Raw genomic sequence first — 26694 nt, forward strand, 5'->3', positions numbered from 1 at the left:
GAGCCCTGTAGCTGCTGCAGAGTCGATCCGGCTATCAGTGTATTTGATATATCAATTCGCGTACATGAATTCATATATCGATCAGTCGTCGGCGTCGGCCTTTCCCAGCACCCATTGGGCCTTCTTGCCCCTGCCAACCTGCTCGATACGCCCGGCCTTGGCGAGTTCAGCACGGACGATATTGAGCGTCGCTTCTGACGCAATTGAGCGTGCTTCAGCGGCAAGTTGTACGGCAGCCCAGGCAGTCGGCTCGTCGGACAGATAGGCGAGCACGAACTCCTCAGCGGCCTGTCGTTCGCTACTCGGTCGGCCTACGGCATTCTTCTGGACACGGCAAACGTCGAAGTGATCGGCATCGCTGAACCCGACGGGCTTCAGGAGCGGGACATCATCACGCCCACCACCGACTTTCTCGAAGATGATCGTGCGCCCCAACTCGCTCTGGTTCGACTTGCCATGGGCTAGGGCAACGCGGGTTGGGTCATTCGGGTCTGCACCGAAGAACAGAGCCGACCTGATGCTGGCCGCGAAGCCGATGGAGCCCACGATCCGGTATAGAGGGTTCTCGGTGCTGGTCTTGTTCAGGTGCGCAAGCCCCACGATTGCTGAACCGGTTGCCTCTGCCATCTCGGTCAAAAGTGCCATGAACTCACCGACCTCGTTCTGACGGTGCATGTCGCGCCCTCCGCCCATATAGGCCGACAGCGTATCGACCACGACAAGGTCGGGTCGCCACTCCTCCATATGCTCGGACAGCAGCTCAAGCCGATCGTTGGTCAGTGCCCGGAACTTGTACATCTGGTGCAGGTTATCGAGGTTTACCCCGGCTTTGATCAGACGATTGAGGATTACGCGCGGCCAGTTGTCCTCTGCCGCAAGGACCAGGACCCGGTTGCCGGTTGGCTTCTCATCCGACATTGGCCAGTTCAAACCGCTTGTGACCGTTGCTAGAAGAAGGGAGGTCAGCAGCGACTTGCCGATGCCCGGATCGCCTGCGATCAACGTCAGGCCAAAGCGCGGGAAGTACGGGTACCAGAGCCACTCCATCGGTAGAGGGTCCCGCTGGATGGGCGGTCCGAACAGTTCCTCGCGGGTTTCGCCATATCGGTTACTGCTGCTGATAACGCTGCGCAGCTCATGCTCGGGCAAGGGCTCCTGACACCCCTGAGCGTTGGCGATCCTCATCATCTCGAGAATGATCCGCTCATCATCGATCCTGCGCCGAATGGCACATGCCGTGCGGAACAGGACGTCATTGCGTTGGCCCTGCTTGATGGTGTGCGCCGGTCGGCCACGCTTGGCTAGACTGGTGGTCCTTGAAGTCCCCGGACGCAGTTGCTTGAGTTTTTCTGGTACTGGCGCAGCCACGCTGGTCCGTGACGGAACCCACCGGTACCGGAACCCGCTCTCGTGGACACTCGGCGGGAGCATCGCATAGCGGTTGCCGCCGGTGAGGATATCCACCTCTTCGGCCTTGAACGCTCCATCCTCGGGTGTGCCGATGAAGTGATGGTGAAAGCCACGCTTAGTTTTCACCTTCACAGTCTTTGGCAGCTTGAGGGCGTCGACCGCCCGCTTACCCTTCGGGCCGTCCACATCGACCACCGTCCGCCCTTCCAGCGTCGTAGCGATATTGGCCTTGGAGTATTTGCGAAGCGTTTTTCGGATCAGTACGATGTCAGTTGTGGCGCTGTTCGCTCCATTAGGGAAGAACTCGGCAATTGGGTGCTTGCCAGCACTGGAGCAGTCCTTCTTGCCGCATGTGCACCGACCGGCATCATCGATACCGTGGGTGAGGATGAGTTTAACGCCCGCCTTTGTGTAGGCGCGGGCGGCGACCAACGTGTCATGCGAGCGCATGTCATCGGTCACGCGAAAGTTCTTTCGCATGGTGTGTTCCAATCGATTTTTTTGAAGAAGGTGAGGGGCTAAAGCGCCCCTCGATCAGTAAGGATCGGCGTAGTGGTGATTGACACGCTCAGTGGCGCGGTCACTCAGCCACGCATCGACCTCGGACTTGAGCCAAGCAACGCTTGTGCCTGCCATGCGTAAGCGAAGGGGAAAGCGCCCTGCATGCTCCCATCTAAGAAGCGATGAGTTGCTCACTCGGATGCCGAGGCGTTTCAGATCTGCTCGGTTCAGCACGAGCTGTTCATTGGCCGTGGTACGGCCAGGTAGTTCGGTACTCATTGGTTTCTCCTTTCATCTATTGATGGAGGAGCCGGCTCCAACGAGTTCAGAATTGGACCGTTTTGATCGGATTGAAAAGGAAAGTCAGCGGCGATCTCAGCTTCATTGAAGCTAGCGTCTAGACGCTTCCAATCTCACAGCTTTTAGGATCGAATTCATCTGCTCTTTGCGGCCAAGCACTTCGCCACACGCTATGCGTAGAGCTTCATCAACAGTGACCACACCGCGCCTAGTGAAAGCTTCACCAAGGTTACTGTCAAATGTTTGGTACAGAGCCGAAACCGCCTCAAACTGGATCTGCGCTCTGTTCGTGATGCCATGGGCCATTTGCTGATCAAGTTCGACGAAAACGGCGTCGGCATCGTCCAGCAGCTTCTCGAGTGCCGAGACCAAGTGTTCTGTATCGATCCGTGTATCCAGGTCAGGAAACATCGCCGTGCGCATTTGGTGATGGTCTACGGTTAGGGCTTTCAACAACCTCTGGGCTGGCTTGATGATGTTATCTTCCAACCACTGAATTTGCTTCGATAGGTCCTTGTCGGATGAAGCATCCTTAAGCTTGGACGGCATCGATTTTGCGACCTCGCGATAACGCGCTGCAAGTTCGTCGAGTTCACGCTTGAGCTGGAAGCTAAACTTGACGTGCAGCAGTTTCTCTAGATCGCTAATTGCCGAGGCGCTGAAACCGTCGGCTTCGTCAATTCTGTCAACTTCTTCGCCCATAACTCCAAAGCCCCACGTTTTTCATCCAGATACGCATGCCGATTGTAGACCGCAGCAACGCCGGAGACGATACCGGATTTGTGGTTGAGGACAGCTTCGATGATATGCGGAGCAACGCCCATCATGGCCATATTGGTCGCCATGGTTCGGCGCAGGTCGTGGAAACGCCAATCCTCTGCATCAACAAAGGCGGCGTCGAGCCGTTCCTTAAGCCGACCGAAGCCGGAGATCGGCGTTGTGCCGGTTGTGGTGAAAACCAAATCAGACCTTTGAAACCGTGGGATCGACCGCAGGATATCGACGGCCATGGGGGCAAGGGGAACGATGTGCGCCGTTGCATTCTTCACGCGCGCTGACGGTAGGCTCCACAGGGCGTTGTCGAGGTCGAGTTCGGACCAGCGCATGCCGGATACCTCACCGCGGCGTTGGCCAGTCAGCATCATCATCTGAACGCAGGGCGCAAAGGGAAAGCCTTCAAGCTCAGCCATGCGGTAGCAGGTGACGAGTTCGCGATCGCTCAGTACGCGTTCTCGGGCCACCTCCTTGGTGGGTGGCCTCAGAGCAGCCACAGGCGATGTTTCGATAATGCCGCGATCAATGCACCAGTTCATGAGCTTCTTGATTGCAGCCAGCGCCCGGTTCGCCCGCGTCGGTGCGCCATCGGCGATGATCGTATCCAGCACGCGGTGAATTTCGGCGCGCCTGATCTGGTCGATGGGCCGCGAGAACAGGGGCGAGAACTTCAGGAGCACGCGCTCCGTCCCCTTCCAGTCCTTGGTGTGCTGCTTGGCGTAAAGGCTGATAAACTCCGGCACGATCTCGCCCAGCGTCTTCGTGCGCTGCTCGGCCTCGTAGGGTGCCTTCTCGACATAGCGACCAAGCTCGATCGAGCGCAGAAGCGTGCGCGCCTTCTCGCGGGCATCGTGCAGCGTTAGCACCGGCCATGAGCCGATCTTGATGCGCTTCATATGGCCATGGACTCGGGTCGAGAGGTAGAACACCTTCCCACCTGTGGCTGACACACGCAGGTGCAGGCCAGGCAACAACGCATCGCGCACCTCGTAGCGCTTGCCCGTCGCTGGCGGCAGTGCATTGATCGTCTTGGGTGTTAGGCGTCGTTTCATGATGCCGAAATTAAGATGCCGAAGTCCGCGTGTCAGGGTATGGGTTGGGACGGGCTGCTCTTGAACAGGGTGGTTTTTTCAAGGCGATCGCCTAAGGCGCTGATAAGCGGGCTGATCCGGCCCCGTGATTTTCAGCCGTCAGCTTCCGGGGGGAGTAATCTGCGGATTGTTGCCCCTCCAACCGATAAGGTGTTGAGATCGGCAAACAGCGCGGGATCGCATCGGGTGACGCGGAGGTTGGCGAGCCTATCGCGCTTTTTTACCAGTCGCGTGTTTGCTATGCCGAAAGTGAGTGCCGACGACCTCTCGCCCGGTGCTACGGTCTGCTGACGATCCAGCGACGGTCTGCTCACCACCACGGAGTCTGAGAACACCAAGATCGGTGTGGCAACGGAGGCAGCTGGGAACGCGCGGCGAACGTGCGCGTCCGGCTGAACGGAGCGTTGAAGTTGGATCTGTAACCCCAACACAAAAACAGTTGTCCTAGGAGGATAAAGCAGTCGAGAAGAGACCCTGGAGTGCTCGTGTAGACAAGCGGGGCACGGTGCCCCGCTTGGTTTTTTGATTTCTCAGTTACTTGCCACCTCCGCCGAAGAGGCCACCACCACCCGAGCCGCCAGAACCACCCGAGCCGCCGAAGAGGCCACCACCACTCGAGCTGCCAGAACCACCCGAGCCGCCGAAGAGGCCACCACCACCCGAGCCGCCAGAACCACCCGAGCCGCCGAAGAGGCCACCACCACTCGAGCTGCCAGAACCACCCGAGCCGCCGAAGAGGCCACCACCACTCGAGCTGCCAGAACCACCCGAGCCGCCGAAGAGGCCACCACCACTCGAGCTGCCAGAACCACCCGAGCCGCCGAAGAGGCCACCACCACCCGAGCTGCCAGAACCACCCGAGCCGCCAGTAACCGCACCACCAAAGTGGCCTGCGGGGGTAGTGCCCGAGGTACCTATTGTGTTGGACACCGTACCATTGGAGTGAACCGTCGTCCCATTAGGGAGGGTGGACGAAGTTGTACCGTCAGAGTGTACGGTGGTCCCATTAGGCAAGGTTGACGAGGTAGTGCCATTGGAATGGACGGTTGTTCCGTTCGGTAGCGTCGATGACGTGTTCCCGTTCGAGTGCACCGTCGTCCCACTGGGCAGGGTTGAAGAGGTCACGCCGTTAGAATGAACCGTTGTATTGCCGGTCAAGCCAAGACCTCTGCCAAACGAGGAAATAATGGCTCCAATAGAAGACTGACCCGGTCCTTTGGACTTTGCCATAGCAGCAATCCTTTCAGTTGTGGACGTCGTCACCATTGACAACGCTTGGATTTGATCAGGCTTTTTGAACACGCGCATTTGAAGTATTGAGAAGAACTCCGCTATGGTTGCGGTGTTTTGTGGGGAATTTCGGTGGGTGAGTGGCCTCTAAAATACCAATCCAAGCTAACGTCGCTTTCATCTTGGCTTCGGTTGGGCTAACGGCTGAGAGGCTTTGTAAGCGAATTGATCACTGCCTAGGCAAGTGGAGGGCCACTGCTGTCGCGCACGACAAATCGATTACTCCAAACACGCTGCGAAACTGGCTGAATGGCAAATCAAACCCAAACCCGTCGAAAGTTTGGCCGTTAGCCCTCTACTATTTGTATGGAGAACAACTAGCTGAAATGAAACCGGACGAGGTTGATCAGCAATTGGTATCAAATACCGTCAGCTCTATACTACATAATGATATCTCATCTGATCAAACAATGTTTGCCGAAGAGCATGCTTTTTTGGCAGATGAGCAATATTATCTTTACTCACTATTTTCCCCTGCTATAGAAATGGAGCCAAGTGGCCCGGATGGGATGATTGGATACTTTGTTGTATCGAGTAGTGAAGAAGGTTCCTCCAGAATCAGCAAGGGTTTTGTTTGTCATGTTTTCAAAACTGACGGAATTACATCCTTAGTGCAAAGAGGTAATTGGTCATCGAGTAATTTTCACTCGAATAATGAGAATATTCTCTTCCGCTTCCTGATGAGAAACGACCTTTCGATGTCGCAGTATGATGAAGGTGGATATGAGGGCTACATCGATATGAACATCTCATCATCTGACGATTTGATAGTTGGGAAATGTAGTTTTCGCGGTCTTTTTCAAGATTTGTCTGAATATAGAATTCAATATCGTGGAAATATATATTGCGAATTAGTGTCTGCAAAAGAAGTTGAGCTGAAATCCATGGAGCTTCATGCAGAGGATTTTATTGCTCGAGCTAGATCGTTGATTTAGATTCTGTCCGCAGCTTGGGCAGTTGCATGTTGGCAATACAGTCCAATCCAAGCCGACCGTACCACCGCTGGCTGCCTGGTCTTCGCCTTTTCGTTAGTGACCTCGCTCTCCCGCCGGTCCAGGTTCAAACCCACGAGATTGCGCTCTGCCTGCGTAAAGGCCATGCAGCCGAGGGTTTCCGCGCGTCGTCCGGGTACGAGTTTCCAGAGTCTCACAGGCGCTCCACGCATATAGCGGACGATTCGGTGTTCCGAGCCAGCTCTTCGAAGAACCGGTCCTCCCGCCTCTCTGAGAAGCGCACGGTCTGCCCAAGTGAGAGAAGTGCCGAGAGGGCAGCCTTGACCCTATCGACACCGACCATGAAGAGCTTCGCGCCTTTGTTCTGGCTAGCTTTGATGGCTGGACGTGCGCGTGATGCGCCTTTGAAGGTGACAACACGCCGATTGAACCGGGATCAGCAAAACGCCACCGCCGCATCCATGGTTATGCCATCGCCAATCCTCACAGCGTCGCCTCTCACTCACATTTCGAACGACCGTGGTATTAGAGCGACTTGGGTTCCAATTGGGGTGCAGGTGCCGGTGGGCTTGAATGAAACGCAGTGGAAAAGCTTGAGACAGTTCAGAGAGTTATTCGTCAGGCTGGTCAAACGGTCCATGGCACGAATTGGGTCGGATTGGGGTTAAGTTACTGATATCATTCACTTTATTATAAGCCCTTTCCCGGGGGTTCGGGAGTTCCGCTCGCCCAGGATCTCGTAGTAATCTCAATCGATTATACAGCACGACACACGGACCAAATGTGGCGTATTCCGAGTTTTTTCGCACGAAGCTACAGCTAAGGTTTTGTTTCACTTTCAGAACCTGGCGAGGGCTACCAGGGATACACATGGGGTCCACATCGAAACGTGATGAGCGCCCGACACACGGACTATGCTTCCCTGTCAGGGTATGAGTTGGCGCGGGCAGCACGCAATCGGGGCGATTTTTCAGGGCGTTCGCCTGCCGCGCGGATCAGCGGGGTTATCCTGCCCCGTGGCTTCCTGTGATCTAGTTTTGACGTGACCAGTCTGCCGATTATTGCCAATCAATAGCGCTCCAAACCGAGCCAAAGCTATACAGCGCCTAATTCGATGAGGCTGTGGGGAGGTCCTGTGTTTAGCCGCGTGGGGATGATTCGCCGACTGTGGCGGCAACGCTCTCGGAAGGTGTTACGACGAGAAAACCGCTCGGCATCGCATAGGCTGACGTCCAATCGGGCGACCCCGTCACCCTAGCGGCCGTTGGCGTGTTCGAGATGCCCCAAGGTACTTGCCGACGACTGCACCTCCGTTGCGGAAGACTATTGATGATCCAGCGACAGCCTGATCACCATTCCTGCACCAGGGGATACGAAGACCGGCTTCGTGACGAAATTAGCTAGGGTTGGAGCCGCAACTCTACCAGTGCAACTGGATGGTGCGCTCTGGGTTAAGGATTCATCGCAGAAAACTCCAACCCAGATCGCGGGCATCGATCGGGGTCAGATCAGGCGAGCAAGTAAAAGGCTGACAAGGCCAGCATGAAACAACAAGCTGTTGTCTCTCAGAAGGTCAACATTGCAACCGAGTTCTTCAAGTTAACGACCATATGTCTAATCGAGAAAAGGATAGAAACTTACTATGAATCTCGGAGTTTAACTGATCTGTCAGAAGCCGTTTGGGGGAGAAGCTTCACATGTACACGTACCTGCAGCCGTACGCACCCCCGGAACTCACCAAAGAGCACATCAACAAGCGTGGACGTTTGGGGCTTTACCGTGCGCTGAATGTCGGACGCGTGGTGGCTTTTCTGGGGTCCGGTGCGACGGCTGCCTATGGCCGACCGAGCTGGAAGGGGCTCGTGGTCGCGGCGATGGGGGCGATCAAGGAAATCGAGGACAAATCACCAGCCGGCGGCGAAAAGGACACCGTTGCCTACAGAGACCAGAAACGCGTCTTCGACCGGCTGCACGAACGCATCATGCAGGGCGCACAATCCCCCGATACGCTAATCCTCGCCCTTGGTGTGACCGAACATCTGGCATCGCTTTTGGACGGCACGGATGTTGTTCGTAAGACGATTGCAAACAACTTGAAAGCTGGTCGCGAGCAGGCGATCGATAAGACGATCAACACAATCAACGCGATCGTCGATTCCAGGGAGGACCCTTCCCATCTCGTCGACAGGGCTGGACCCCAGCCCAGTTCGGTCCGTGTGCTGATGGAGGCCCTTGGCGTCCAGCGCTTTCTTACTCTGAACTATGACGTTGAAATAGAGCGGGAGTTTGCCCGCATCCTGCGCATCTCCAACAAACGAACCGAGCGAGACGATGGCCGCGGGACGTCGACAGGAGAATCGTTTCGCAAGCTCATTGATCCTCCAGAAACGGGCAGGGGTAAGTACCAAGGCGGCGGAAGCGACGTAAGCAAGCGGAGCGGGAACGACGAACAAGAGGCAATCGCAGTACCTGCCAGCGACAGCCTGGTCGGCTTTGCAGACGGGCTTGGGCGGTCGGTGCTAAGCGTCAATCTAGGGTCTGACAATATCGGCGAACTGGTCAACTTCGCTCTCATGCCGAAGCGCTACGAGGCGCAGGTCTTCCATCTGCACGGCCGGTTCGATGATCCCGAGACCATGGTGCTGACTGACACCGATTATCAAAAGCGGTACTATGGAAGCGGGGAAACCGAATACAGCGTCACCGAAGCTCTCGACACGGTCTTCGCCGGCAACGATATCCTCCTGGTCGGGGTCGGCATGGATGAAGCGGACATGTTCCGGCCGCTGCGGCAGTTCGCCGGCACCGCGCGGAACCGCGATTTGACGCAACGCACTGTCTATAATTTGCGCGAACGCGGCGCCAGCTTCACGGTGCGCTTCGAGCGGATCGAGAAGGGTAAAGAGGATGAGTTTCGGGAACGATTTCGCATCCTCAACTTCGGCGAGGCGCGTGACTTTATCAAAAATGATCTGGTCACCGATGGCGAAATGCAGAAACACAAGCCGTTCGATTACCGCAAACACAAGGACGAGACGAATGATGAGGAGTTCGCCCTCAAACTGAAGACCCAGTATGAAATCTACACCATTTTTCATGGCAGCGACGAACTGCGTACCCTGCTGTGCCTGTGTGAATGCATCGACGATCTGGGCGGTCGGCTACGAGAGGACGCACGTCCGTCCGATCGTTTGCGCCATGATCAGCTGACGAACTTGGCGCTTATGATCGACGTCTTGAGGAAGCGGCTAGCTGAGGCGTATGAGAATGATGAACAACGCCTATTGAAGCTCCTTCCTGATGATGAATATGAAAGCCTCGGTAGACTCCTCATCGGCTCGACTGCTGGTGAGAAGTGTCGGTTATCGCAGAATACGGAAAAATTGTTTGACGGCGAAAAGCTGAACAATGACGGAGCCGAAGATCTTGGAAAGAAACTTCAATCATTCGCCGCCAGTTATCGCTCCCTCCTGCGCTCTCGGGCGCTGGATATTGCATTAGAGGACATTCAACACCGCCGGGAAAACTGGTGGCAAGACTGGCGAGAAATACCCGAGCCGCGCCCGGCACGTTTCCGTCGTGCTTATACTGATAACGATACATGGAGAGAGCATCCGTGCCTGAGCCGGCACAGGCCGGCGTACCGAAAGCCAGCAGTCGACCAGATCGAAGCCATCAAGGTGCTGTCAGATCTCAAGCAGCTAGCCAAAGGGGCTGACGCAGAGATGCGAAAAGCATGGCACAAGGGAGTGAGCGGCGCGCGCCAGTTGCCGATCGACGGCCCGCTGCCCCGCCGAGTTCTGCGCTTTGCCATGGCACGGGGGGCTGGAAAGGGCTCCCTGATGCATTTGTTGCAGCAGAACGCCAAGGGCGGCGGCGGCAGCGAGCGCTTCGTGCTCGACGGCCTGTTTGAGGAGGATGACGCGTTCCGCTATCACGGCTCGTTTCTCGTTCATTTGAGTTTCTCGATGGAGTTCGCATCGGTCATTGAATCGCTAGCACATTTTGTCTGCGACGCGATCGTGGGGCTCTTTGCCGATACCGCCAGCAGGGCGTCGGCAACTAGAGCGATGCGCCTTCTGGTTATCGATCAACGCGCCATGCTCAATCCGGTCATCGATTTGCTGGTGGCCGAAGGCGAGGAACTGAAGAAACTATCTCGCAAGCGATCCCCTGCCGGCAGGCGTGAACTCCACGACAAGATCTCAAAAAGCCTGTACCGCAGTTTGGAGCTTGGTGATCCTCCATGGGAAAGCCAGTTGCGGAGCCATCGGCTTGAACTGTGCCGGATCTTCCTAAGCGCATTCGGTATCCTCGTTCGCCAAATGGGGTCGAAGGACCGTCTGTTCATCTGCCTGTCGGGCCTCGACCGGCTATGCGATGGCAATGGTGTTGCCTATAACCCCATGTATCGTGCTCTATTCAGGCTTCTGACGGGCCATGGGCGCAAATATCCCGACGAATCCGATGATGCTATTCCGCTCGATCTGGTTCTCATATCAGGCACGCCCGATCGGCCCATTCGCTACCTTGCCGAAGAGGTCAACGAGGTCGAACTCAACGCTCACCAAGCAGTGCGGAAGGTTCCCACCGACTACGCCAAGGTCGCGGACATGGACCTGTATCTGCGGCGCTGGCCGGTCGTCGACGGGTTTACGATTGCGGATCGCTACTGGCTTGGGGCCAACTTCGACCTGGACACGAATGTCGAGATTTCGGACCACAGACGGCGGGACGCCACTCTTGCCGCGTTTCAAGCCGCCTTTGGCAAACTCCCCGACAAGAACGATCAGACATCGCCCGCCCGCCATCTTGATCACCTCGTTTTGGACGATTCCGCTTCTTTGCGCCGCCATCTGGCCCGCGGCGTTGCGCTGTCCTCATGGTGCGCCGGTGCTCTTGTCATCGATGCAACTGATACCACGACGACCGAAGCATTGGCCAAGAGGGTCAAGGACAGGCTCCTCGCGTTTGACGCCGCAGCAGACAGGGACGGTGTCGCCGGCATCCTTGGCGAGATCCTGCGGCTGCACCGGTCACGGGCAAACCTTCATTGGGACCGTGTGGACACGCCCCGGAAAAAGAAAGCGCAGGTTAAGTGGCCAAACTGGCACGCCAACATGCTCGATATCATTCTGCGCCATCTTGCCCTGTTCCCCATGCCGGTAACCGCTCGCGTCCTCTACGGCTGCGACGAAGTGCACTTCATGCTACAGCAATGGCTCGGAGAACCTCCATCGAAAAGCAACCCAGCCAGGCGAACGGCTCAAAATAGGGCGCGTTGCTTGAACAAGTTGTCCGGGTTTCTCGACAGCCTTGCCGAGCACTCACTGCTGATCGCGGTGGAGCCCAAATCCCTGCCTGATTGGGATGCCCGGGCTCTGAGGAGATGGCGACACGTCAATCGGCGATACATCCTGCAGGACCAATTGAGGGACTATATCTGCCGGCAGATGGACCTTTCGGTGCCCGACAGGGGCGAGAGAAACTTCTTCCAGGTTTCCTTGTTCAGCGACCAGCCCAAGGATCTGCCGACGCCAACAACCGAACACTATCTCCTGTTCCGGTCGATCCTCGATCGCCAAATCCTGCAATCCAAGCGCACGCTGTGGTGCCTGCACCAACTTCAGCAAGCCATGAAAGAATCGGACGGATCTGGTACCTACGCGTTGCGCAGCGCGATTGCGGGAGAAGGGCTCGCCCGTCGCCTTGTGGGAGATAGGGACCCCTTCGAGGAAGGCGCCGCGATCGATCCAAGTCTGCCGTCCATTGCGGGAGCCTCGCAAAGGATCCGCGCGATGTACAGCCTGCTTCGCGGCAGCTTTTCGATTGGCGCAATCACCCGGCTCGACCGGATGGATGAGCGCACGAAAGATGATGAACCCTTCGAACGCTTCCACGGCTGGCTGCGCGGCGTGACGAACGCGGCAGTTAGCTTTGGGAAGCTCGGGGATGTGCTGAAACTCCTTGAGGGCGATCCCGGCACAGAAAGCCCTTTGACACTGGCTTATCCCAGCGCAGCGCAGAAGGATAAACAAGTCACGCTAAAGCGCCCGACGGTTCAGGTGAGGCCGCCCGCACAACCCCTCTATCGAGACGAGTTTGGCTGGTTGTTTAACGAGCGCGGCGTCATCGCGCTCGTTAGGGGAAAGCTCTACGACGCCATCCCACTGTTCGAGCGCGCAATCCATGTCATGCACCATCGCGAGGATGCGCGGCGACGCGATCCAGCGCTCCATGCGGCGGTCCGACGCGTTCGGCTCAATCTGGCGATTGCGCATCTTGAGCGGGGCAACCTCGATCGCAGCACGCAACTGCTGAACCAATTGGTGCTATCGGTGGATGGCGGACGCCACTTCGGCAGCACTGTGGGGCGGATCGCCGAGGGTTATCTGGGCTTAGTGCGGCATGTTGGAGGCGACTATGCTGGAACGCTAGAATCCTACAACAGTGTGCTCAAGTTCGCCGAAAGCCGGCAGATGCTGCGCTTACAGAGCATCTTCTATCGGTATCGCGCCGACCTGCGCCGCCGTATGCAGAACATGGAGCGGGCACAGATCGATGCGCAGATGGCAGTTGCTGCCGCAAAAAACGCCGAGCAACGCGATGTGTTCTGGGCTGCTCGGCTCACAGAGGTCAAACTTGCGCTGATCGAGGGGAAGATCGCTGATCCAAGCATCAGCCAGAGGCTCGAAGACTGTTTAAGCTACGCGCGTGCCATGTCCATGCCGCGCCTCGAAAGCGATGCGATGCGGTTGCAGGCAGAACTCTTGTTGTCTCAGGGCGATCGCATTCTCGCAGGCCGGCTTGCGGCCGCAGCGGCAGCAACTGCTTCCCGCCATGGCTTGCGCCTAATGAAGATCGCCGGGATGCAGACCTACAGCCGCGTCCTTGATGCACGCCAAAATCTCACCAATGCGCGCACCGTTAGCGCGGAGGCATACCGCGAAGCAGAGCGACGTGGGTACCTCAACATCGGTCAGAGGCAACTGGAGAGCAGCGCGCAGCTGCATCGACCATGATTTCGCAAGTAATTAGCTCAATCAATCCTGGCTCAAGCGGCGTGAGTACCTCAACGGTTGAGAGAAAGACAAAACTCGGAGTAGGCTTAGTTTTTGAACAAGAACAATCCGGGGGAAAACGTCACGGTTTGCAGAAGGTTGTAAAGTCGAAACTCGTGCTGCAGGGGCCCTTTGGGTTTCATTTGGGGTGCGGTTGCTGCTGGGCTTGAATGAAACGTAATGGAAAAGCTTGAGACAGTTCAGAGACTTAATCATCAAACGGATCAAGCGGTCCATGACACGAGATGGGTCAATTTGAGACTAAATAGCTGATATCATTGATTTTATCATAAGCTCTGCCTCGGGGGGTCGGGAGTTCTACGCGGTTGAGATATCGTAATAATCTCAGCGGCTTATGCACCACGATACGCGGACTAAATGTGGCGCGTTCTGACTTTTATCGCGCGACTATTCAGCTAAGCTCTTGTGTGGCTTTCATAATCTGGCGTGGTGCGCCGGGGGCGCGCGTGGGTTTCACATCGGAGCGTCATGAGTGCCCGATACGCGGTCTGTGTTTCCGAATGTCAGAGATATGGTTTGGGTCGGGCTACTTGAAAATGCCTGATTTTTTTCAGGGCGTTCGCCTGTGACGGTGTTCAGCGGGCTTTTCCAGCCCTGTGGTTTTCAGTTGCCAGCTTCTAGCTGAAGGGTCTTGCGGATCGTTGCGACGGGCAGAAACAGGCGCAAAGGCTGCGAGGGCAGGGACTGGAAGCCGTATCGCGCATAGAGCGCTAAGCGGCGCTTGACGGCTTCTGCATCTCCGTCATCAAGCACATCGAGGATCACCACGGCGATCCCAAGCTGATCGGCTGCGCCAGCCACGCGCACCAGCGCATCGGCTAGAAGGTCGCCGCCATAACCCTTTCCACCGTGCCGATGATCGACGCCGATCATCGACAGGAACGCTGCTGGGATAGCTCCATGCGCTGGCCGTGTTCGCGCAAAGCGTTTGGGCAGGTTCTGATAATCGATGGCGTGGGCATTGATCGCGTAGAAGCCGATGATCGCGCCAGCGGGATCGGCCAACACATAGACACGCGTATTGTCGGCGCTGGTCAGCTTTCCAGCGGTCTTCTTCAGGAAGTTGTCGACCTGTTCGACACCACACGAGAAAGCTGCCCGATCATGGTGTTCAAGATCGAGCGGCTCTATGGCGAGGGCAACTGGCGGACGTCCGGTCACGCGGAGCGATAGCGGGCCTGATGACGTGAAACCGCATTGCGCAGGGCATCGGTGGGCTCGGCGGGCGTGTCCAGAGCCTCGAAGAAGGCAGCATGATCGCTGGGTTGTAAATGGGTGCGTTCATGCGCCGCGATCGTCGCCAAGGCCGACTGATAGGCCGCGCTCATCGTAAAGACGCTGTCATCGACGCCGGAAAGCGCAGCGGCCCGCTGGATGACCTGCTTGATATGCGGCTTGGTACGAAAGCCCATGCGCTCGGTGGCGCGCTCGTCAATGTTTTTGGTGTTGTCAGTGAAGGCGCGCATGATGCTGCTCCTGAAGGCTAATCTGCTGTCAATGTACGCCATCACGGCGTACTTTTCAATAGCTTTCCAGAGTTGCCAGCGAACAAGCGTGTGAAACCGACACGCGTTCTATGGGGCGAAGGGTAAGGGTAGAGAGACTCGCGAGAGACCGGGTGAATAGAGGAAAACCTTATCCTCGCATTCCAGGTTGCAAGTAGGTTTCCCTGCGTTTCCATCATTCGACGGCTCTGACCCAATGCTCATCGGCGATCCAATGCTCAATTCCAAAATGCTTCGGCTTCGCAGCGATTTTGCATATGCTAGACTTCAAGCGAGACTTCTGGAGCTCAAACATAAGCTCACCGAGCGCGATGCCTTCGATTTCGTATCTGCGGCCAGCAACGGTGCCACTCTGCTTGTTGGGGAGGGCAACTTGAGTTTCTCCCTGTCGCTTGCGCCGAGGATGGGATCAACTGCCGCGATGCTAAGGGCAACGACCTATGAAACCCGAAACAATATATCAGATGTTACACAGCATAACGCTGCTCGGTTGAGAAAGCGCGGGGCAACTGTGCTGCATTGGATCGATGCAAGAAGGTTGGAAGAACGCTTCCCAGTGACGCGCTTCAAGTTTGTGGTTTTTCAGTTTCCAAATGTTGCCAGCCGCAGACCGCTTCATGGACGGAACCCAAACCATGTGCTCATCAGACGCTTTCTGCGGAGTGCAAGACTTGTGCTGGCCAGCAATGGTCGGGTTGCTATCACGGTCATCGATAGCACACTATGATGGTGCCTTCAGCACGCACGACGCTGCCCGGTGGGCTAGACTGTCTTCGCCGCGGATTTACCCTTTTCGGATGGGGGACCATCCAAGCTATATCCATTGAAACACGCAAGACGAAAACGAAAGTGCGCTCGTCAAACAGGACAAGCTTCAAACCCATGTCTTTGATAAGTAATATCGCGCTACCTATTTTTGTCGCTGGCGAACGCGATGACTGAAGAGCCCTTGTTGCCGCCAGGCGCAATCTATGTGGCCGGGCTTATTGATCTATCCATGCAGGATGTGCTGATCGAGGCTGTTGACCAGCGACCATGGATCGAGGATCTCAAGCGCCGCGTTCAGCATTATGGCTACTGGTACGACTATCGGGCTCGAACGATAACGCCCGATGCCTATCTCGGACCTTTGCCTCAATGGGCTTCCGATCTGGCAGGCAGGCTTGTCGGCAATGGCTGGTTCAAAAAACCCCCGGATCAGTTGATCGTCAACGAGTATCTACCCGGACAGGGCATCTCGGCGCATGTGGATTGCGTGCCTTGCTTTGGCGACGTGATCGCGTCGATCAGCCTGCTTTCCACATGTGAGATGGTGTTCAAGAAGCGCGGTGCTGATCAAAGGAGGGCGGTTGTGCTCGAGCCTCGATCTGCACTTTTTATTTCTGGTCCGGCGCGCGGTAAATGGACCCATGAAATACCGGCCCGCAAATCAGACCCGATCAATGGTCAACGCGTGCCGCGATGGCGCCGCATCTCGCTTACCTTTCGAACAGTCGAGGTATCCTAGAGCTTCTGGGTTTCATTTGGGATGCAGGTGCCGGTGGGCTTGAATAAAGCGCAGTGGAAAAGCTTGAGACAGTTCAGAGACTAAATCGTCAAGCCGATTAAACGGTCTGTGACACGAGTTGGGTAAGTTTGATATTAAGTAACTGATATTATTGACTTTATCATAATCGGCGTGTCGGGGGTTCAAGTCCCTCCTCCGCTACCATTTTTTCCTTTATGTTGCAGATCGTTAGGTCTGACGTTCCATCGGCGCGGTCGCGCGAAGATCGTCCGGGGTTGCATTCTGGGTTGCAGCAAGCGTGGGCTTGAATGCGATGGGGTGGGGCCAATTGAAGCTATGGGCTGCAAACCAACACAGCTACTAAGCGAAGCCACTTACAGCCGTTCAACCCCCAAAGCGGTCATCCCGATCTGTCGTCGAAATTACAGAAGGGGCGGAAGGCAATCGCTCGCTGGCTGAGATGGCCGTGTTCTGGACGGCCACAATTGCACAGACACCGTCGCTGGGTGTGAGCCCTTTGTTGGCGCGACAGCGTAATACCCCATGCCGACCAACCGGTGCATTCATTCAGGGGCACGATGCTCCTTTTGGCCATAGGGCTGTGGCATAACGATAGTGACGATGCCCACCGGGCTTACCGCGTTACTGCTGATGCCTGCGCATTGAGCCGTTGGCGCGATAGCTAAGTTTTTTGGTCCAAATTCGAACGCCCAGGGATATCGCGTTTCAGAGCACTTCAAGGGCAAACTCAGCAAGGGATCGAAGGTGCGAGACCACCGCTTCGCGCGCTCTTTGCGGGTCGCCGCTCTCAAGCGCATCAAGGATACGTTCATGCTGGCTGCTGTCGGGTTTCAGCCGTTCGGAAAGCCGTTCGATTTCAAACAGTTTTGTGGCCACGCGAAGGCTTAGAAGAATGTCGCGAATGACCGAATTTGTGCAGGCGTCAATAAACAGGCCATGCACTTCATCATCTGATTGCCAATGAGCAAGGATGTTGTAGGGGACACGATCTCGAACCTCACGGACATGAAGGCGTGCGCGAGCAATGGCGGCTGGGTCGATCCGATTGATGGCCAGTTCAGCCGCCTCGGCTTCCAGCAATTCACGCACCTTCAGGCTTTGCAGATACTCCTTCAACTCCACACGCCGAACCACATAGGAGCGGCTTTCGAGTTTCTGAAGCAGGCCTTCGCTTTCCAGTCGTTGAAGTGCCTGGCGAAGCGGTGTGCGCGAAACGCCCAGCATATGTGCCAATTGCGCTTCCACGATGGCTTGTCCGCCGGGAAGTTCGCGCTCCTGGATCATGCGCGAGAGGGCAACATAGGCCTGTTCGGAAAGCGTTGAGGGCGCGCCAAGCGCCGATCTACCGGCAGCGTCGGGTAGTGTTGATTGTCTTTGTGCGCCAGTCACCTTGCAGGCAATCCTTTTTGCCGTTGGCCAGTTTCAAACCAACCGTTGAGCATCATTGCGATGGTTTCGTCCAGAGAGCGATCAGTGGTCATCTGCCTTAAGACGAGGCACAGCGCAAAAAGAATGACCTTGCATACGTTCGGGATCTGGTTGACACTAACTTGTATACCGTCCGTATACAAAGAAAAATTTGGAAATCTGTTGGACATTGATGACAAAGCGATAGCTTTCCTGCGCGAGCTCGTTGCGGCCCAAACGCATGGTGAGGTGGCGGTCCAGGATGTGATTGCACGGCGGCTTAAAGCCGCGGGGTGTACGGTTGAAGAACTCGATTACGACCCCGACGATGTAAAGGTAATAGGTGAGTTCGCACTTGATACTGCCCGAGCGACGGAGCGTCGTAAGGCGGTCGTGGGAACGCTGCCGGGCGATGCAGACAGGCCAAGCCTTTTAATGTTCGCCCATCCTGATGGCGAGCCGGTTGGCGACACCTCAACGTGGTCCCACGATCCTTTTGCCGGCGAGTTAGACGATGGCCGGTTGTACGGTTGGGGTATCGCCGATGATTTGGCCGGGTGCGCCGCCGCCGTTCTTGCCATCGAAGAGGCAGCATCCTCAGGCGCAGACCTTGGCCGCGCGGTTTTCGCATCAACCCCATCAAAGCGCTACGCGCGTGGCGTCGCTGCTTTGCTGCACAATGGTTTGTCTGCCGACGCGTCGCTTTATCTGCACCCAGCTGAATCTGGCGTCGGAATGCGCGAGATTAAAGCTGTGGCGTCCGGCCATATAGAGTTTCAGATTGTCGTCGAAGGGCGTGCTCCCGACACGACCGAGCCTGGCCACACGGCCTTTTCTCATCTTGCGACAAACCCGATTGATAAAGCGCTTGTGCTGCGTCAGGCCCTTTTCGACCTTGCTGAGGACCGCGCGGAGCGTGTGCGCCATCCTTTGATCGAAGGCGTTGTTGGGCGAGCAACCAATATCCTGGTTTCAAATATCTCTTGCGGCGACATGAGCCGCTTCTCGCGGGTCAATGATGTGTGCACGTTGGGCTGCGCTGTGTCGTTTCCGCCAGGCGAAACAATCGATGACATCAAGGCCGAGATCACAGAGGCGATTGCGCGTGCTGCCGCCGAAGATCCCTGGTTGAAGGATCATCCGCCCAAACTAACCTGGGTCACAGGCGTGACCGGTGGCGAGGTGGACGGTGAGCATCCGTTGTACCGCACGGCAGTTGACGCAGTGTCGCGAGTCACTGGCGACACGCCGCACGTCAACCCGATGCACACCTCGTCAGACATCCGCAATCCCATCGTCGAGGCTGGAATTCCCTGCGTTGGCCTTGGTTGTCTTGGTGGCGATCTATCGCAAAACAGTCTTCATGATGAGTGGGTCGACGTCGCGGATTTTCAGCGCATGGTCGATGTAACGACGGCCATTGTGATCGATTGGTGCGGCGGCAAACCACCACCGCCGACTTGAACTAAGAGGCTTGTGAAAAGCCCTTCCCAGCTCCCAAAAGAAAGGTAATTTCCATGAAGTATCTCCAAGTTAGCGCTGTTGCGCTAGGGCTCAGTGTCACCGGCGGTGTAGCAGTGGCACAAGACTGTCCTGAAAACTTGCCAACGATCGAGCCAGGCAAGCTGACCATGTCGATCAATGCGACGCTGCCGCCGCGACAGTTCCTCGATGCTGATGGCAACTTGCAAGGTCTGCACCCGGACCTCGGTAACGAGATTGCCGCACGTCTCTGCCTTGAACCGGTCTATATGAATGTCGGCTTCGAGGTGCAGATTCCAGGCCTCGCCAGCAGGCGCTGGGACATGGTCAACACCGGCATGTATTACAATCCTGAAAGGGCGAAAATCATGCGCATGGTACCCTATGTGGTGAATGCGCTGGCCATCGTCGTTGAAGGTGGCAACCCGCTGGGCGTGGAAGGCTACGAGGATCTGGCCGGTCAGCCGGTCGGTACCGAGATTTCCGGTTTCGCAGACAATCTGATCCGCGAGATCAATGCCGAACAAGTGGCTAACGGAATGGAGTCAATGGATATCCAGGCCTTCAATACCTTCGGTGATGCGTTTGCCGCACTGGGTGCTGGTCAGGTTCGCGCTGTTTTCGGACCTGATGCGACGGCAGCCTACCTTGCCGAGCGTGGTTCGTTCGATGTAGGTGCCTCGGGTCTCAACCCCGGCCTTCCTTCCTCGTTCGGATTTGATGGCGAGACGGGCGAAGAATTGGCCAATGCAGTCGCCGATGTGCTGCGCGACATGGTCGAAGATGGTACCTATGATGAGATGATGAGCGCGTACGGCGCCACGCAGATCCAGTTCTGGGATGACTACACCGGGGACGTTGCGATCTATTACAACCCCGAATAATTCCAAGCCCTGAGAAGAGAAGTCCGGCCGTGGTGCGCACGCTGCATCTCGGCCGGATCCAACGCCTCTGTGCTCACGGTTCGTGGCCAGATGTCTATCATCCATCAAACCAAAGCCGGAGCCCATTGTGAACTGGAGCTGGGATTTTTTCTTTGCCTACATGACGAACGGTCTGATGTTGCGCGGTGCGTGGACAACGGTCTGGCTGAGTGTCATCTCGATGGTCCTAGGTCTTGGCCTGGGTGTTTTGGCCGCGATGATGAAGATGTACGGCAACCATGCCCTGCGCTGGATCGCCGAGTTCTACATTTGGCTGTTCCGGGGCACGCCGATCCTCATCCAACTGGTGATCATCTACACCGGTCTGCCTCAGCTGGGCATTCGCCTGACCGTAATCGAGTCGGCCATCCTCGGTCTTGCGCTCAACGAAGGCGCGTACATCGCTGAGATTATCCGATCGGGTATCATGTCCGTCGATAAAGGGCAGACCGATGCTTCCCGCGCGGTCGGCATGACCTGGCGGCAGCGCATGTGGATGGTCATCCTTCCGCAGGCAACCAGAACGATTATTCCGCCATTGGGCAACCAATTCAACGGTATGCTCAAGACAACATCCTTGGCCTCGGTCATTTCCATGGAAGAGTTGATGCGCAACGCCCAGATGCTCGCGCAGATCGAGTTTCGGGTGCTTGAATCTTACTCCGTGGCGGCCGTCTGGTACCTTGTGCTTGTCTCGATATGGAGCATAATTCAGGTGCGCATCGAGGCGCATTATGAAAAACCCTTCGGGCCCGCTGCTGCCGTCTCGTCTGAGGCAAAAAAAGACCAAGCCAAAGTCCTTGGCACCACCGGTCAAGCTTGAGGGGGTTGAGATGGGTGACCAGAACGTAGCCGCATCGCAACGAGGACGGATTGCCGAAAGGACGCTTGGCGAGCCGATCGTCATGATCGAAGATGTCGAGAAGTCCTTCGGTGACAATCACGTCCTCAAGCAGGTCTCGCTCACCGTCCACCAAGGAGAGGTGGTTGTGATCTGTGGGCGCTCCGGCAGCGGGAAGAGCACGCTGCTGCGCTGCGTTGACCAATTGGAGACGATTGATGGCGGCACCATCCATGCCGCAGGTCATCTGATGGGGTTTCGCGAGAAGAAGGGCAAGCGCGTGGCGCTGCGCGATGCGGAAGTGGCGCAGCAGCAGCGGGACCTTGGCATGGTCTTTCAGAACTTTAACCTGTTCCCCCATGTCAGCGTGATCGACAACATCATGATGGCGCCGGTTCGCATCCTCAAGCGCAACAAAGCCGAGGTCCGTGAAGAGGCGCGAGTGCTGCTCAAGCGCGTGGGCCTGCCGGATAAGGAAAACGCCTATCCCCGTCAGCTTTCCGGCGGCCAGCAGCAACGCGTTGCGATCGCCCGCGCCCTGGCGATGAAGCCAAAGGTCATGCTGTTTGACGAACCCACCTCAGCGCTCGATCCGGAGATGATCTCCGAAGTGCTCGATGTGATGGTCGATCTCTCGGAGCAGGGGATGACGATGATTGTCGTCACCCATGAAATGGGCTTTGCCCGCGCGGCAGCTGATCGCGTGGTACTGATGCATGACGGCAGGATCGTTGAAGAGGCCCGCCCAGAAAAATTCTTCAAGAACCCAGACAGTGAGCATACCCGGCTGTTCCTTTCAAAGATCCTGCAACACTAGCGATGGCCGTCGTGCGGACAGTTCTTGGCGATGTAGATCCAGGCGGTGTGGGCTCGGTGGCCTTCCACGAGCATGTTCTTTTCGACATCGTGCCGCCAGATACGCCCGGAGATCGGTCCGCGGAGATTGCGCTCGAAGATCGCTGGCAGATCGACTACCGCTCCAATGAAACGCCGGCAAATGCCCTTCAAACCGATCCCGACATCGCCGCGGCCGAGTTGAGCCTTTTCGCCGAAGATGGCGGTGGCCTGATCGTGGACCAATCGGTGGCCGGTTTGGCGCGCGATCCCGATGGCCTCGCTCGCGCCTCGCGCAGCTCTGGGGTGCATGTGGTTGCGGCAGCAGGCTGCTACACGGTCACCTACGCGCCAACAGCGCTGAAGGATATGGATGTCAACGCTCTGAGCGAACTCTTTGCTGCTGAGGTGACCGAGGGCCTGCAGAGCACAACGATCCGGGCCGGGATAATCGGTGAAATTGGCTGTTCCTGGCCTATGCACCCTTTTGAGCAACGCGCCTTGACGGCGGCTGCAAGGGCGGCCTGTGAAACAGGAGCTGCCTTGTCCGTTCATCCAGGGCGTGCGCCTGACGCCTGCGCTGAGATCCTCGATATTACAGAAGCCCAGGGGCTCGACCCCAGCCGTACCGTCTTGTGCCATATGGACCGTACGCATCCGGATGGAGATGGCATTGCAGCGTTGCTCCAACGTGGTGCCACTGTCGAGTGGGATTTCTTTGGGATCGAGCAGTCATATTACTGGATGGGTGAGGTCGAACTGCCCTGCGACCGAGACCGCATCCGGCTGATCCAGACCTTCGCTGACAAAGGCCATGCCGATCAAATTCTTATCTCTCAAGACATTTGCACCAAGACGCGCATGCGCCACTGGGGTGGCCATGGGTACGGTCATATTCTGCGCAACGTAGCCCCGCTTATGCAAAGGCTCGGCCTTGAGGCCCAACTCATCCGTCAGTTGCTGCGCGAAACGCCATTGAGACTGCTGACGCTACAGGAGACGCACACATGACCGATCGGTTCCGTGGCACGTATACCGTGATGGTGACGGCTTTTGACGCCCAGGGTCGCGTGGACCTTGAAGCGCAGGCTCGGTTCACGGACTGGCAGGTGCGCGAAGGCATTCACGGATTGATACCGCTGGGGTCCACTGGTGAGTTTTTGTCCATGAGCACGCAGGAGCGGCGCGCAGTTGCCAAATGCGTCATCGACACTGTGGCCGGGCGGGTGCCGGTGCTTGTGGGGGCAGGCGCAGAGAGCACCGATGAGGTGATCGACAACGTGGCAATGGCCGAAGAGTTGGGCGCGGATGGAACCATGATCATTCCCCCGTTCTATTCGACTCCCACATGGGACGAACTGATCCACCACTTTGGCCGCATCGGGCAGGCCGCAACACGCCCGGTGATGATCTACAACAACCCAGCCACGGCGAACGTGGATCTGGTCCCACCGCTCGTTGCCGAACTCTCCCGCTTGCCCAGAATCGACTACATCAAGGAATCGACGATGGACGTCACGCGTATCCGCGACATCTTGGATATGAGTGAAGGACGCATGACGGTTTTTGGCGGGATAATGGGGTTCGAAAGCTTTGTTGAAGGGGCGGAAGGTTGGGTTGCAGTTGGCTCCAACATCATGCCTGCCGCGCTAGCAAAACTGTTTACGTTGACAGCTGACGATGAGGATTATCACGCCGCCCGCACCCTTTATCGGAAAGTACTGCCGATCATCCGATTGGTTGCCGGTCACCGCTATGTATCCGGCAGCAAGGCGGCGCTGGAGCTTATTGGAATGCCGATGGGTGCCCCCCGTGCTCCACGTCTGCCTTTGCCCGAAAATGAGATGGGCGAGGTTCGAACTGCCCTTTCTTCTGTGGGGCTTTTGCCGCGCCAAGTGGCGTAAATGGGCTCATTGACGTTCCATTTTGACGGACGGGCATGTCCCGCCAACGAAGGCGACAGCATCGCAGCGGCGTTAGCCGCAGCGGGGGAAACGGCGTTTGGACGGCGGCGCAGCGAGCTGCCTCGGGGCACGTTTTGCGGCATGGGTGTCTGTTATGATTGCCTTGTGACGGTGAACAGTCGGCGTGGTCAACGCGCCTGCATGACGACCGTCAGCGATGGCATGAGCGTGCGCAGCGAGCATGAGCGCCGACTTGCTGACGAAACGGTGCCCCCGCGTCCAGGTCCCGTGCAGACATTGAAAACAGAGATTGCGGTGATTGGTGCCGGCCCGGCTGGCCTTTCTGCTGCGCTGCGTGCCGCAACCGCCGGTGCGGATGTCGTGGTGCTAGACGAACGTGGGGAACCAGGGGGGCAATATTTCAAACCGCGCTCTGGCGGCTATCGCGGGCGCTTTGGGCTTGATCGCCAGCACCGCCGTGGCGACAGCTTGCGTACTCGCACCGTAGAAAGCGGCGCGCAGATCAAAACCGACCAGAGTGTCTGGTTTGCCCGGTCATGTGGTGACGGGTTCGAGTTACGTGGTCTCTGCCCGACCGGAGGTTTGCATCTGCATGCCCGCGCTGTGATCATCGCAACCGGGGCATACGAGCGTCCAGCCATGGTGCCGGGCTGGACCTTGCCCGGCGTAATGACGATCGGCGCCGCACAAACATTCGTTCGCCGTTATGGCGTTGCTCCCGGACGCAGGGTTTTGATCGCCAGCCATGGGCCGCTTGGACTTCAATTGGCTGCCGAACTCAGTGCGCTTGATGCGGATGTAATCGCGTTGGCTGAACGCGGGCAGCCGCATTTTGGTCCCCAGGGCTTGAAGGCTGCCATGGCCGCGCCGCGCCTTGTAGCCGAAGGGCTTGGTTATCGCGTCGCGGCGTTGCGGGCCGGCGTGCCTGTGTTGACTGGATGGGAACTTGTCCGCGTGTTCGGTGAGGATCGGGTTGAAGGAGCCGACCTCCACGAGATAGCCACTGGCCGGACTCGACACTTTGACGTCGATACGGTGGCCGCTGGTGATGGTTTCGCCCCGCAACTCGAGTTGGCCCGACTGCTGGGGGTGCCAATCCAAACGGATCCGGCCACAGGTACTATCAGGCCTGAGCGCGCGACCGACGGCCGAACACCGGTCAAGGGCGTCTGGATTGCAGGCGATGCTGGTGGACTCGGCGGCGCCGAGATAGCGCTATGTCAGGGTGACATGAGCGCCATTGGCGCCCTCGATCATATCGGCAGGTCACATGCCGCTGGTTTGACGCGAACGCGTCACCACTTCAGACGCGCCCAACACTTCCAGTCTGCCCTGTGGCATCTCTACGCAGCGCCGCCGCGCCACCCGCCTTCAGACTCAACCATTGTGTGCCGCTGCGAAGAGGTGACGGCAGCAGAGGCTCGTGCCGCGATCGCTGATGGCGCGAGCGATCCAGCTGTTCTTAAGCGCCAGACCCGTATTGGCATGGGACGCTGCCAGGGCCGGTATTGCCTGCCTCAGGCAATGCGCATGCTCAACGATGCTGGACACCCTGCGACTTCTGAAGCGCTTTTCGCCCCGCAAATCCCGGTGCGCCCTGTTCCTCTTGGGGCTCTGGCTCTGGAAAAGCCCGAATGGGGCGGTCACCGCGAGAGCGCTCCGGCGGTGCGGCCGGGCAAGCCCAGCACGCAACCACTGGCGGTGAAAACGGCCGATCTGGTCATCATTGGTGGCGGGGTTACAGGAGTTTCAGCTGCTCTCTACGCGGCGCGCGCTGGAGCGTCTGTCGTGTGCCTTGATCGGGGGCGGGTCAATGGCGAAGCATCTGGTGGGAATGCTGGCAGCCTGCACCTTCAGCTACTTTCTTGGGACTTTGGCGGCAAGGCGGTCGGTGATGGAAGCCTGCAATTGCAGACCTTGCCGCTGCAGAAGGAATCCATTGCGCTTTGGAAGGACCTCGAGGAAGAGCTAAGCGCCGATTTCGAGATGGCGGTGACCGGTGGTTTGATGGTCGCAGAAAGCAATGACCAGATAGCCTTCCTGGAAGCCAAAACGGAGGCGGAAGCACGCGTCGGCATTCAAACCGAAGTCATCGATGGGGCGCGGGTGCGAGAGATTGCCCCAGCTATTTCTGAGGCTATTGTCGCTGCCGCCTGGTGTTCTGGTGAAGGAAAAATCAACCCACTTGCGGCGACGCCGCCGCTTGCTCAGGCGGCGCGCAGCGCCGGCGCGCACATCGAAGAATTCGCCGTCGTCTCTGGGATCACGCGCGAAGGTCCTGGCTATGCCGTTGCGACGTCGCGTGGCCAGGTAACAGCACCACGGGTGCTGATCGCAGCAGGTGGCTGGTCAACCCAGGTCGCTGCAATGCTGGGTGCGTCCTTGCCCATTCGTGGCGCTCCGCTTCAGATGGTGGTCACCGCACCCGGGCCGCCAATTGTTCCCTGTCTGCTAGCCCACGCCGACCGTCATCTAACCATGAAACAAACCGCGTCAGGCTCGGTGATCATTGGTGGCGCCTGGCCCGCGATAACGGGGCCGCATGGCTACAGCGCGATTTTGCCGGAGAGCCTGGAAGGCAATCTGTGGGTTGCAGCCCACACTGTGCCCCAGGTGGCGAGTCTACAAGTGATCCGCAGTTGGGCTGCCATGAACATCGACATTGACGGCGCACCCGTGATTGGACCGTTGCCAGGCCATGCAGGTATCACTGTTGCTGCCAGCGCCAATGGCTACACCCTTGGCCCTCTTTTGGGCCGCGAGGCCGCCGCTGCGGCGCTCTCTGGCCGGCTACGCCAAGACATTGAGGCCTTTTCCATGGCCCGCTTCACCTAACCCACCGCAGGAG

The 26694-nt window shown here is 57.4% G+C and carries 19 protein-coding genes; 11 read left to right on the forward strand and 8 right to left on the reverse strand.

Annotation, left to right across the window (positions count from 1 at the left end; translation table 11 throughout):
• Positions 1-81 precede the first annotated feature (81 nt).
• The 5 genes from JJ917_16065 to JJ917_16085 form a co-directional block, all read right to left on the reverse strand.
• Entirely contained in the window at positions 82-1890 is a 1809-nt protein-coding gene (locus tag JJ917_16065; protein MBO6700344.1) for an AAA family ATPase, read from the reverse strand.
• A gap of 54 nt (positions 1891-1944) precedes the next feature.
• A complete protein-coding gene (locus tag JJ917_16070) occupies positions 1945-2190 on the reverse strand; it encodes an AlpA family phage regulatory protein (GenBank protein MBO6700345.1) in 246 nt (81 codons plus the stop codon).
• A gap of 111 nt (positions 2191-2301) precedes the next feature.
• Positions 2302-2913 (reverse strand): hypothetical protein, encoded by a 612-nt coding sequence (locus JJ917_16075; GenBank protein MBO6700346.1) that lies wholly within the window; start codon positions 2911-2913, stop codon positions 2302-2304.
• Positions 2847-4037 (reverse strand): tyrosine-type recombinase/integrase, encoded by a 1191-nt coding sequence (locus tag JJ917_16080; protein ID MBO6700347.1) that lies wholly within the window; start codon positions 4035-4037, stop codon positions 2847-2849. The genes JJ917_16075 and JJ917_16080 overlap by 67 nt, the downstream gene beginning before the upstream one ends.
• 573 nt (positions 4038-4610) lie before the next feature.
• A complete protein-coding gene (locus JJ917_16085; GenBank protein ID MBO6700348.1) occupies positions 4611-5006 on the reverse strand; it encodes a hypothetical protein in 396 nt (131 codons plus the stop codon).
• Positions 5007-5446: 440 nt separating this feature from the next.
• Between JJ917_16085 and JJ917_16090 the strand changes: the two genes are divergently transcribed.
• The gene (locus JJ917_16090) at positions 5447-6301 is read left to right on the forward strand and encodes a hypothetical protein (protein ID MBO6700349.1); all 855 of its coding nucleotides are present in this window, start codon (positions 5447-5449) and stop codon (positions 6299-6301) included.
• A 1715-nt stretch (positions 6302-8016) separates the two neighbouring features.
• Positions 8017-13341 carry an SIR2 family protein gene (locus tag JJ917_16095; protein MBO6700350.1) on the forward strand — a complete coding sequence of 1775 codons (5325 nt, stop codon included), beginning with the start codon at positions 8017-8019 and terminating at the stop codon, positions 13339-13341.
• A gap of 663 nt (positions 13342-14004) precedes the next feature.
• On the opposite strand, the gene JJ917_16100 is transcribed toward JJ917_16095, so the two are convergent.
• Entirely contained in the window at positions 14005-14532 is a 528-nt protein-coding gene (locus JJ917_16100; GenBank protein MBO6700351.1) for a GNAT family N-acetyltransferase, read from the reverse strand.
• 26 nt (positions 14533-14558) lie between these two features.
• Entirely contained in the window at positions 14559-14867 is a 309-nt protein-coding gene (locus JJ917_16105; GenBank protein ID MBO6700352.1) for a DUF1778 domain-containing protein, read from the reverse strand.
• 235 nt (positions 14868-15102) lie between these two features.
• Here JJ917_16105 and JJ917_16110 point away from each other — a divergent pair, with 235 nt between their 5' ends.
• Both JJ917_16110 and JJ917_16115 read left to right on the forward strand, forming a co-directional pair.
• Positions 15103-15633, forward strand: a complete 531-nt coding sequence (locus JJ917_16110; GenBank protein MBO6700353.1) for a DUF2431 domain-containing protein — start codon at positions 15103-15105, stop codon at positions 15631-15633.
• A gap of 207 nt (positions 15634-15840) precedes the next feature.
• Positions 15841-16413, forward strand: coding sequence for an alpha-ketoglutarate-dependent dioxygenase AlkB (locus tag JJ917_16115; GenBank protein ID MBO6700354.1), 573 nt, complete (start codon positions 15841-15843; stop codon positions 16411-16413).
• Between the two features lie 726 nt (positions 16414-17139).
• On the opposite strand, the gene JJ917_16120 is transcribed toward JJ917_16115, so the two are convergent.
• Positions 17140-17718 (reverse strand): GntR family transcriptional regulator, encoded by a 579-nt coding sequence (locus JJ917_16120; protein ID MBO6700355.1) that lies wholly within the window; start codon positions 17716-17718, stop codon positions 17140-17142.
• Between the two features lie 306 nt (positions 17719-18024).
• Between JJ917_16120 and JJ917_16125 the strand changes: the two genes are divergently transcribed.
• From JJ917_16125 to JJ917_16155, 7 genes are all read left to right on the forward strand, one after another.
• A complete protein-coding gene (locus tag JJ917_16125) occupies positions 18025-19305 on the forward strand; it encodes a M20/M25/M40 family metallo-hydrolase (GenBank protein MBO6700356.1) in 1281 nt (426 codons plus the stop codon).
• A gap of 53 nt (positions 19306-19358) precedes the next feature.
• Entirely contained in the window at positions 19359-20207 is an 849-nt protein-coding gene (locus tag JJ917_16130; GenBank protein ID MBO6700357.1) for an ABC transporter substrate-binding protein, read from the forward strand.
• Positions 20208-20331: 124 nt separating this feature from the next.
• Positions 20332-21069 (forward strand): amino acid ABC transporter permease, encoded by a 738-nt coding sequence (locus JJ917_16135; protein MBO6700358.1) that lies wholly within the window; start codon positions 20332-20334, stop codon positions 21067-21069.
• A gap of 76 nt (positions 21070-21145) precedes the next feature.
• Entirely contained in the window at positions 21146-21904 is a 759-nt protein-coding gene (locus JJ917_16140; protein ID MBO6700359.1) for an amino acid ABC transporter ATP-binding protein, read from the forward strand.
• Positions 21905-21915: 11 nt separating this feature from the next.
• Positions 21916-22932, forward strand: coding sequence for a hypothetical protein (locus JJ917_16145; GenBank protein ID MBO6700360.1), 1017 nt, complete (start codon positions 21916-21918; stop codon positions 22930-22932).
• Complete coding sequence (locus JJ917_16150; GenBank protein ID MBO6700361.1) at positions 22929-23825, forward strand: dihydrodipicolinate synthase family protein; 897 nt, start codon at positions 22929-22931, stop codon at positions 23823-23825. Before JJ917_16145 ends, JJ917_16150 begins: the two co-directional genes overlap by 4 nt.
• Positions 23826-26681: an FAD-dependent oxidoreductase gene (locus JJ917_16155; GenBank protein MBO6700362.1), complete on the forward strand. Its 2856-nt coding sequence runs from the start codon at positions 23826-23828 to the stop codon at positions 26679-26681. It abuts the gene before it with no gap.
• The last annotated feature ends 13 nt before the right edge of the window (positions 26682-26694 follow it).

This window comes from Hyphomicrobiales bacterium, assembly GCA_017642935.1.
Taxonomy (GTDB): domain Bacteria; phylum Pseudomonadota; class Alphaproteobacteria; order Rhizobiales; family MH13; genus MH13.

Bases quoted from the DNA above. Each gene is read 5' to 3' on its own strand.
- JJ917_16155 (MBO6700362.1), top strand. From the start codon at position 23,826: ATGGGCTCATTGACGTTCCATTTTGACGGACGGGCATGTCCCGCCAAC.
- JJ917_16115 (MBO6700354.1), top strand. From the start codon at position 15,841: ATGACTGAAGAGCCCTTGTTGCCGCCAGGCGCAATCTATGTGGCCGGG.
- JJ917_16110 (MBO6700353.1), top strand. From the start codon at position 15,103: ATGCTCATCGGCGATCCAATGCTCAATTCCAAAATGCTTCGGCTTCGC.
- JJ917_16070 (MBO6700345.1), bottom strand. From the start codon at position 2,190: ATGAGTACCGAACTACCTGGCCGTACCACGGCCAATGAACAGCTCGTG.
- JJ917_16150 (MBO6700361.1), top strand. From the start codon at position 22,929: ATGACCGATCGGTTCCGTGGCACGTATACCGTGATGGTGACGGCTTTT.
- JJ917_16095 (MBO6700350.1), top strand. From the start codon at position 8,017: ATGTACACGTACCTGCAGCCGTACGCACCCCCGGAACTCACCAAAGAG.
- JJ917_16130 (MBO6700357.1), top strand. From the start codon at position 19,359: ATGAAGTATCTCCAAGTTAGCGCTGTTGCGCTAGGGCTCAGTGTCACC.
- JJ917_16080 (MBO6700347.1), bottom strand. From the start codon at position 4,037: ATGAAACGACGCCTAACACCCAAGACGATCAATGCACTGCCGCCAGCG.
- JJ917_16065 (MBO6700344.1), bottom strand. From the start codon at position 1,890: ATGCGAAAGAACTTTCGCGTGACCGATGACATGCGCTCGCATGACACG.
- JJ917_16075 (MBO6700346.1), bottom strand. From the start codon at position 2,913: ATGGGCGAAGAAGTTGACAGAATTGACGAAGCCGACGGTTTCAGCGCC.
- JJ917_16105 (MBO6700352.1), bottom strand. From the start codon at position 14,867: ATGCGCGCCTTCACTGACAACACCAAAAACATTGACGAGCGCGCCACC.
- JJ917_16120 (MBO6700355.1), bottom strand. From the start codon at position 17,718: ATGATCCAGGAGCGCGAACTTCCCGGCGGACAAGCCATCGTGGAAGCG.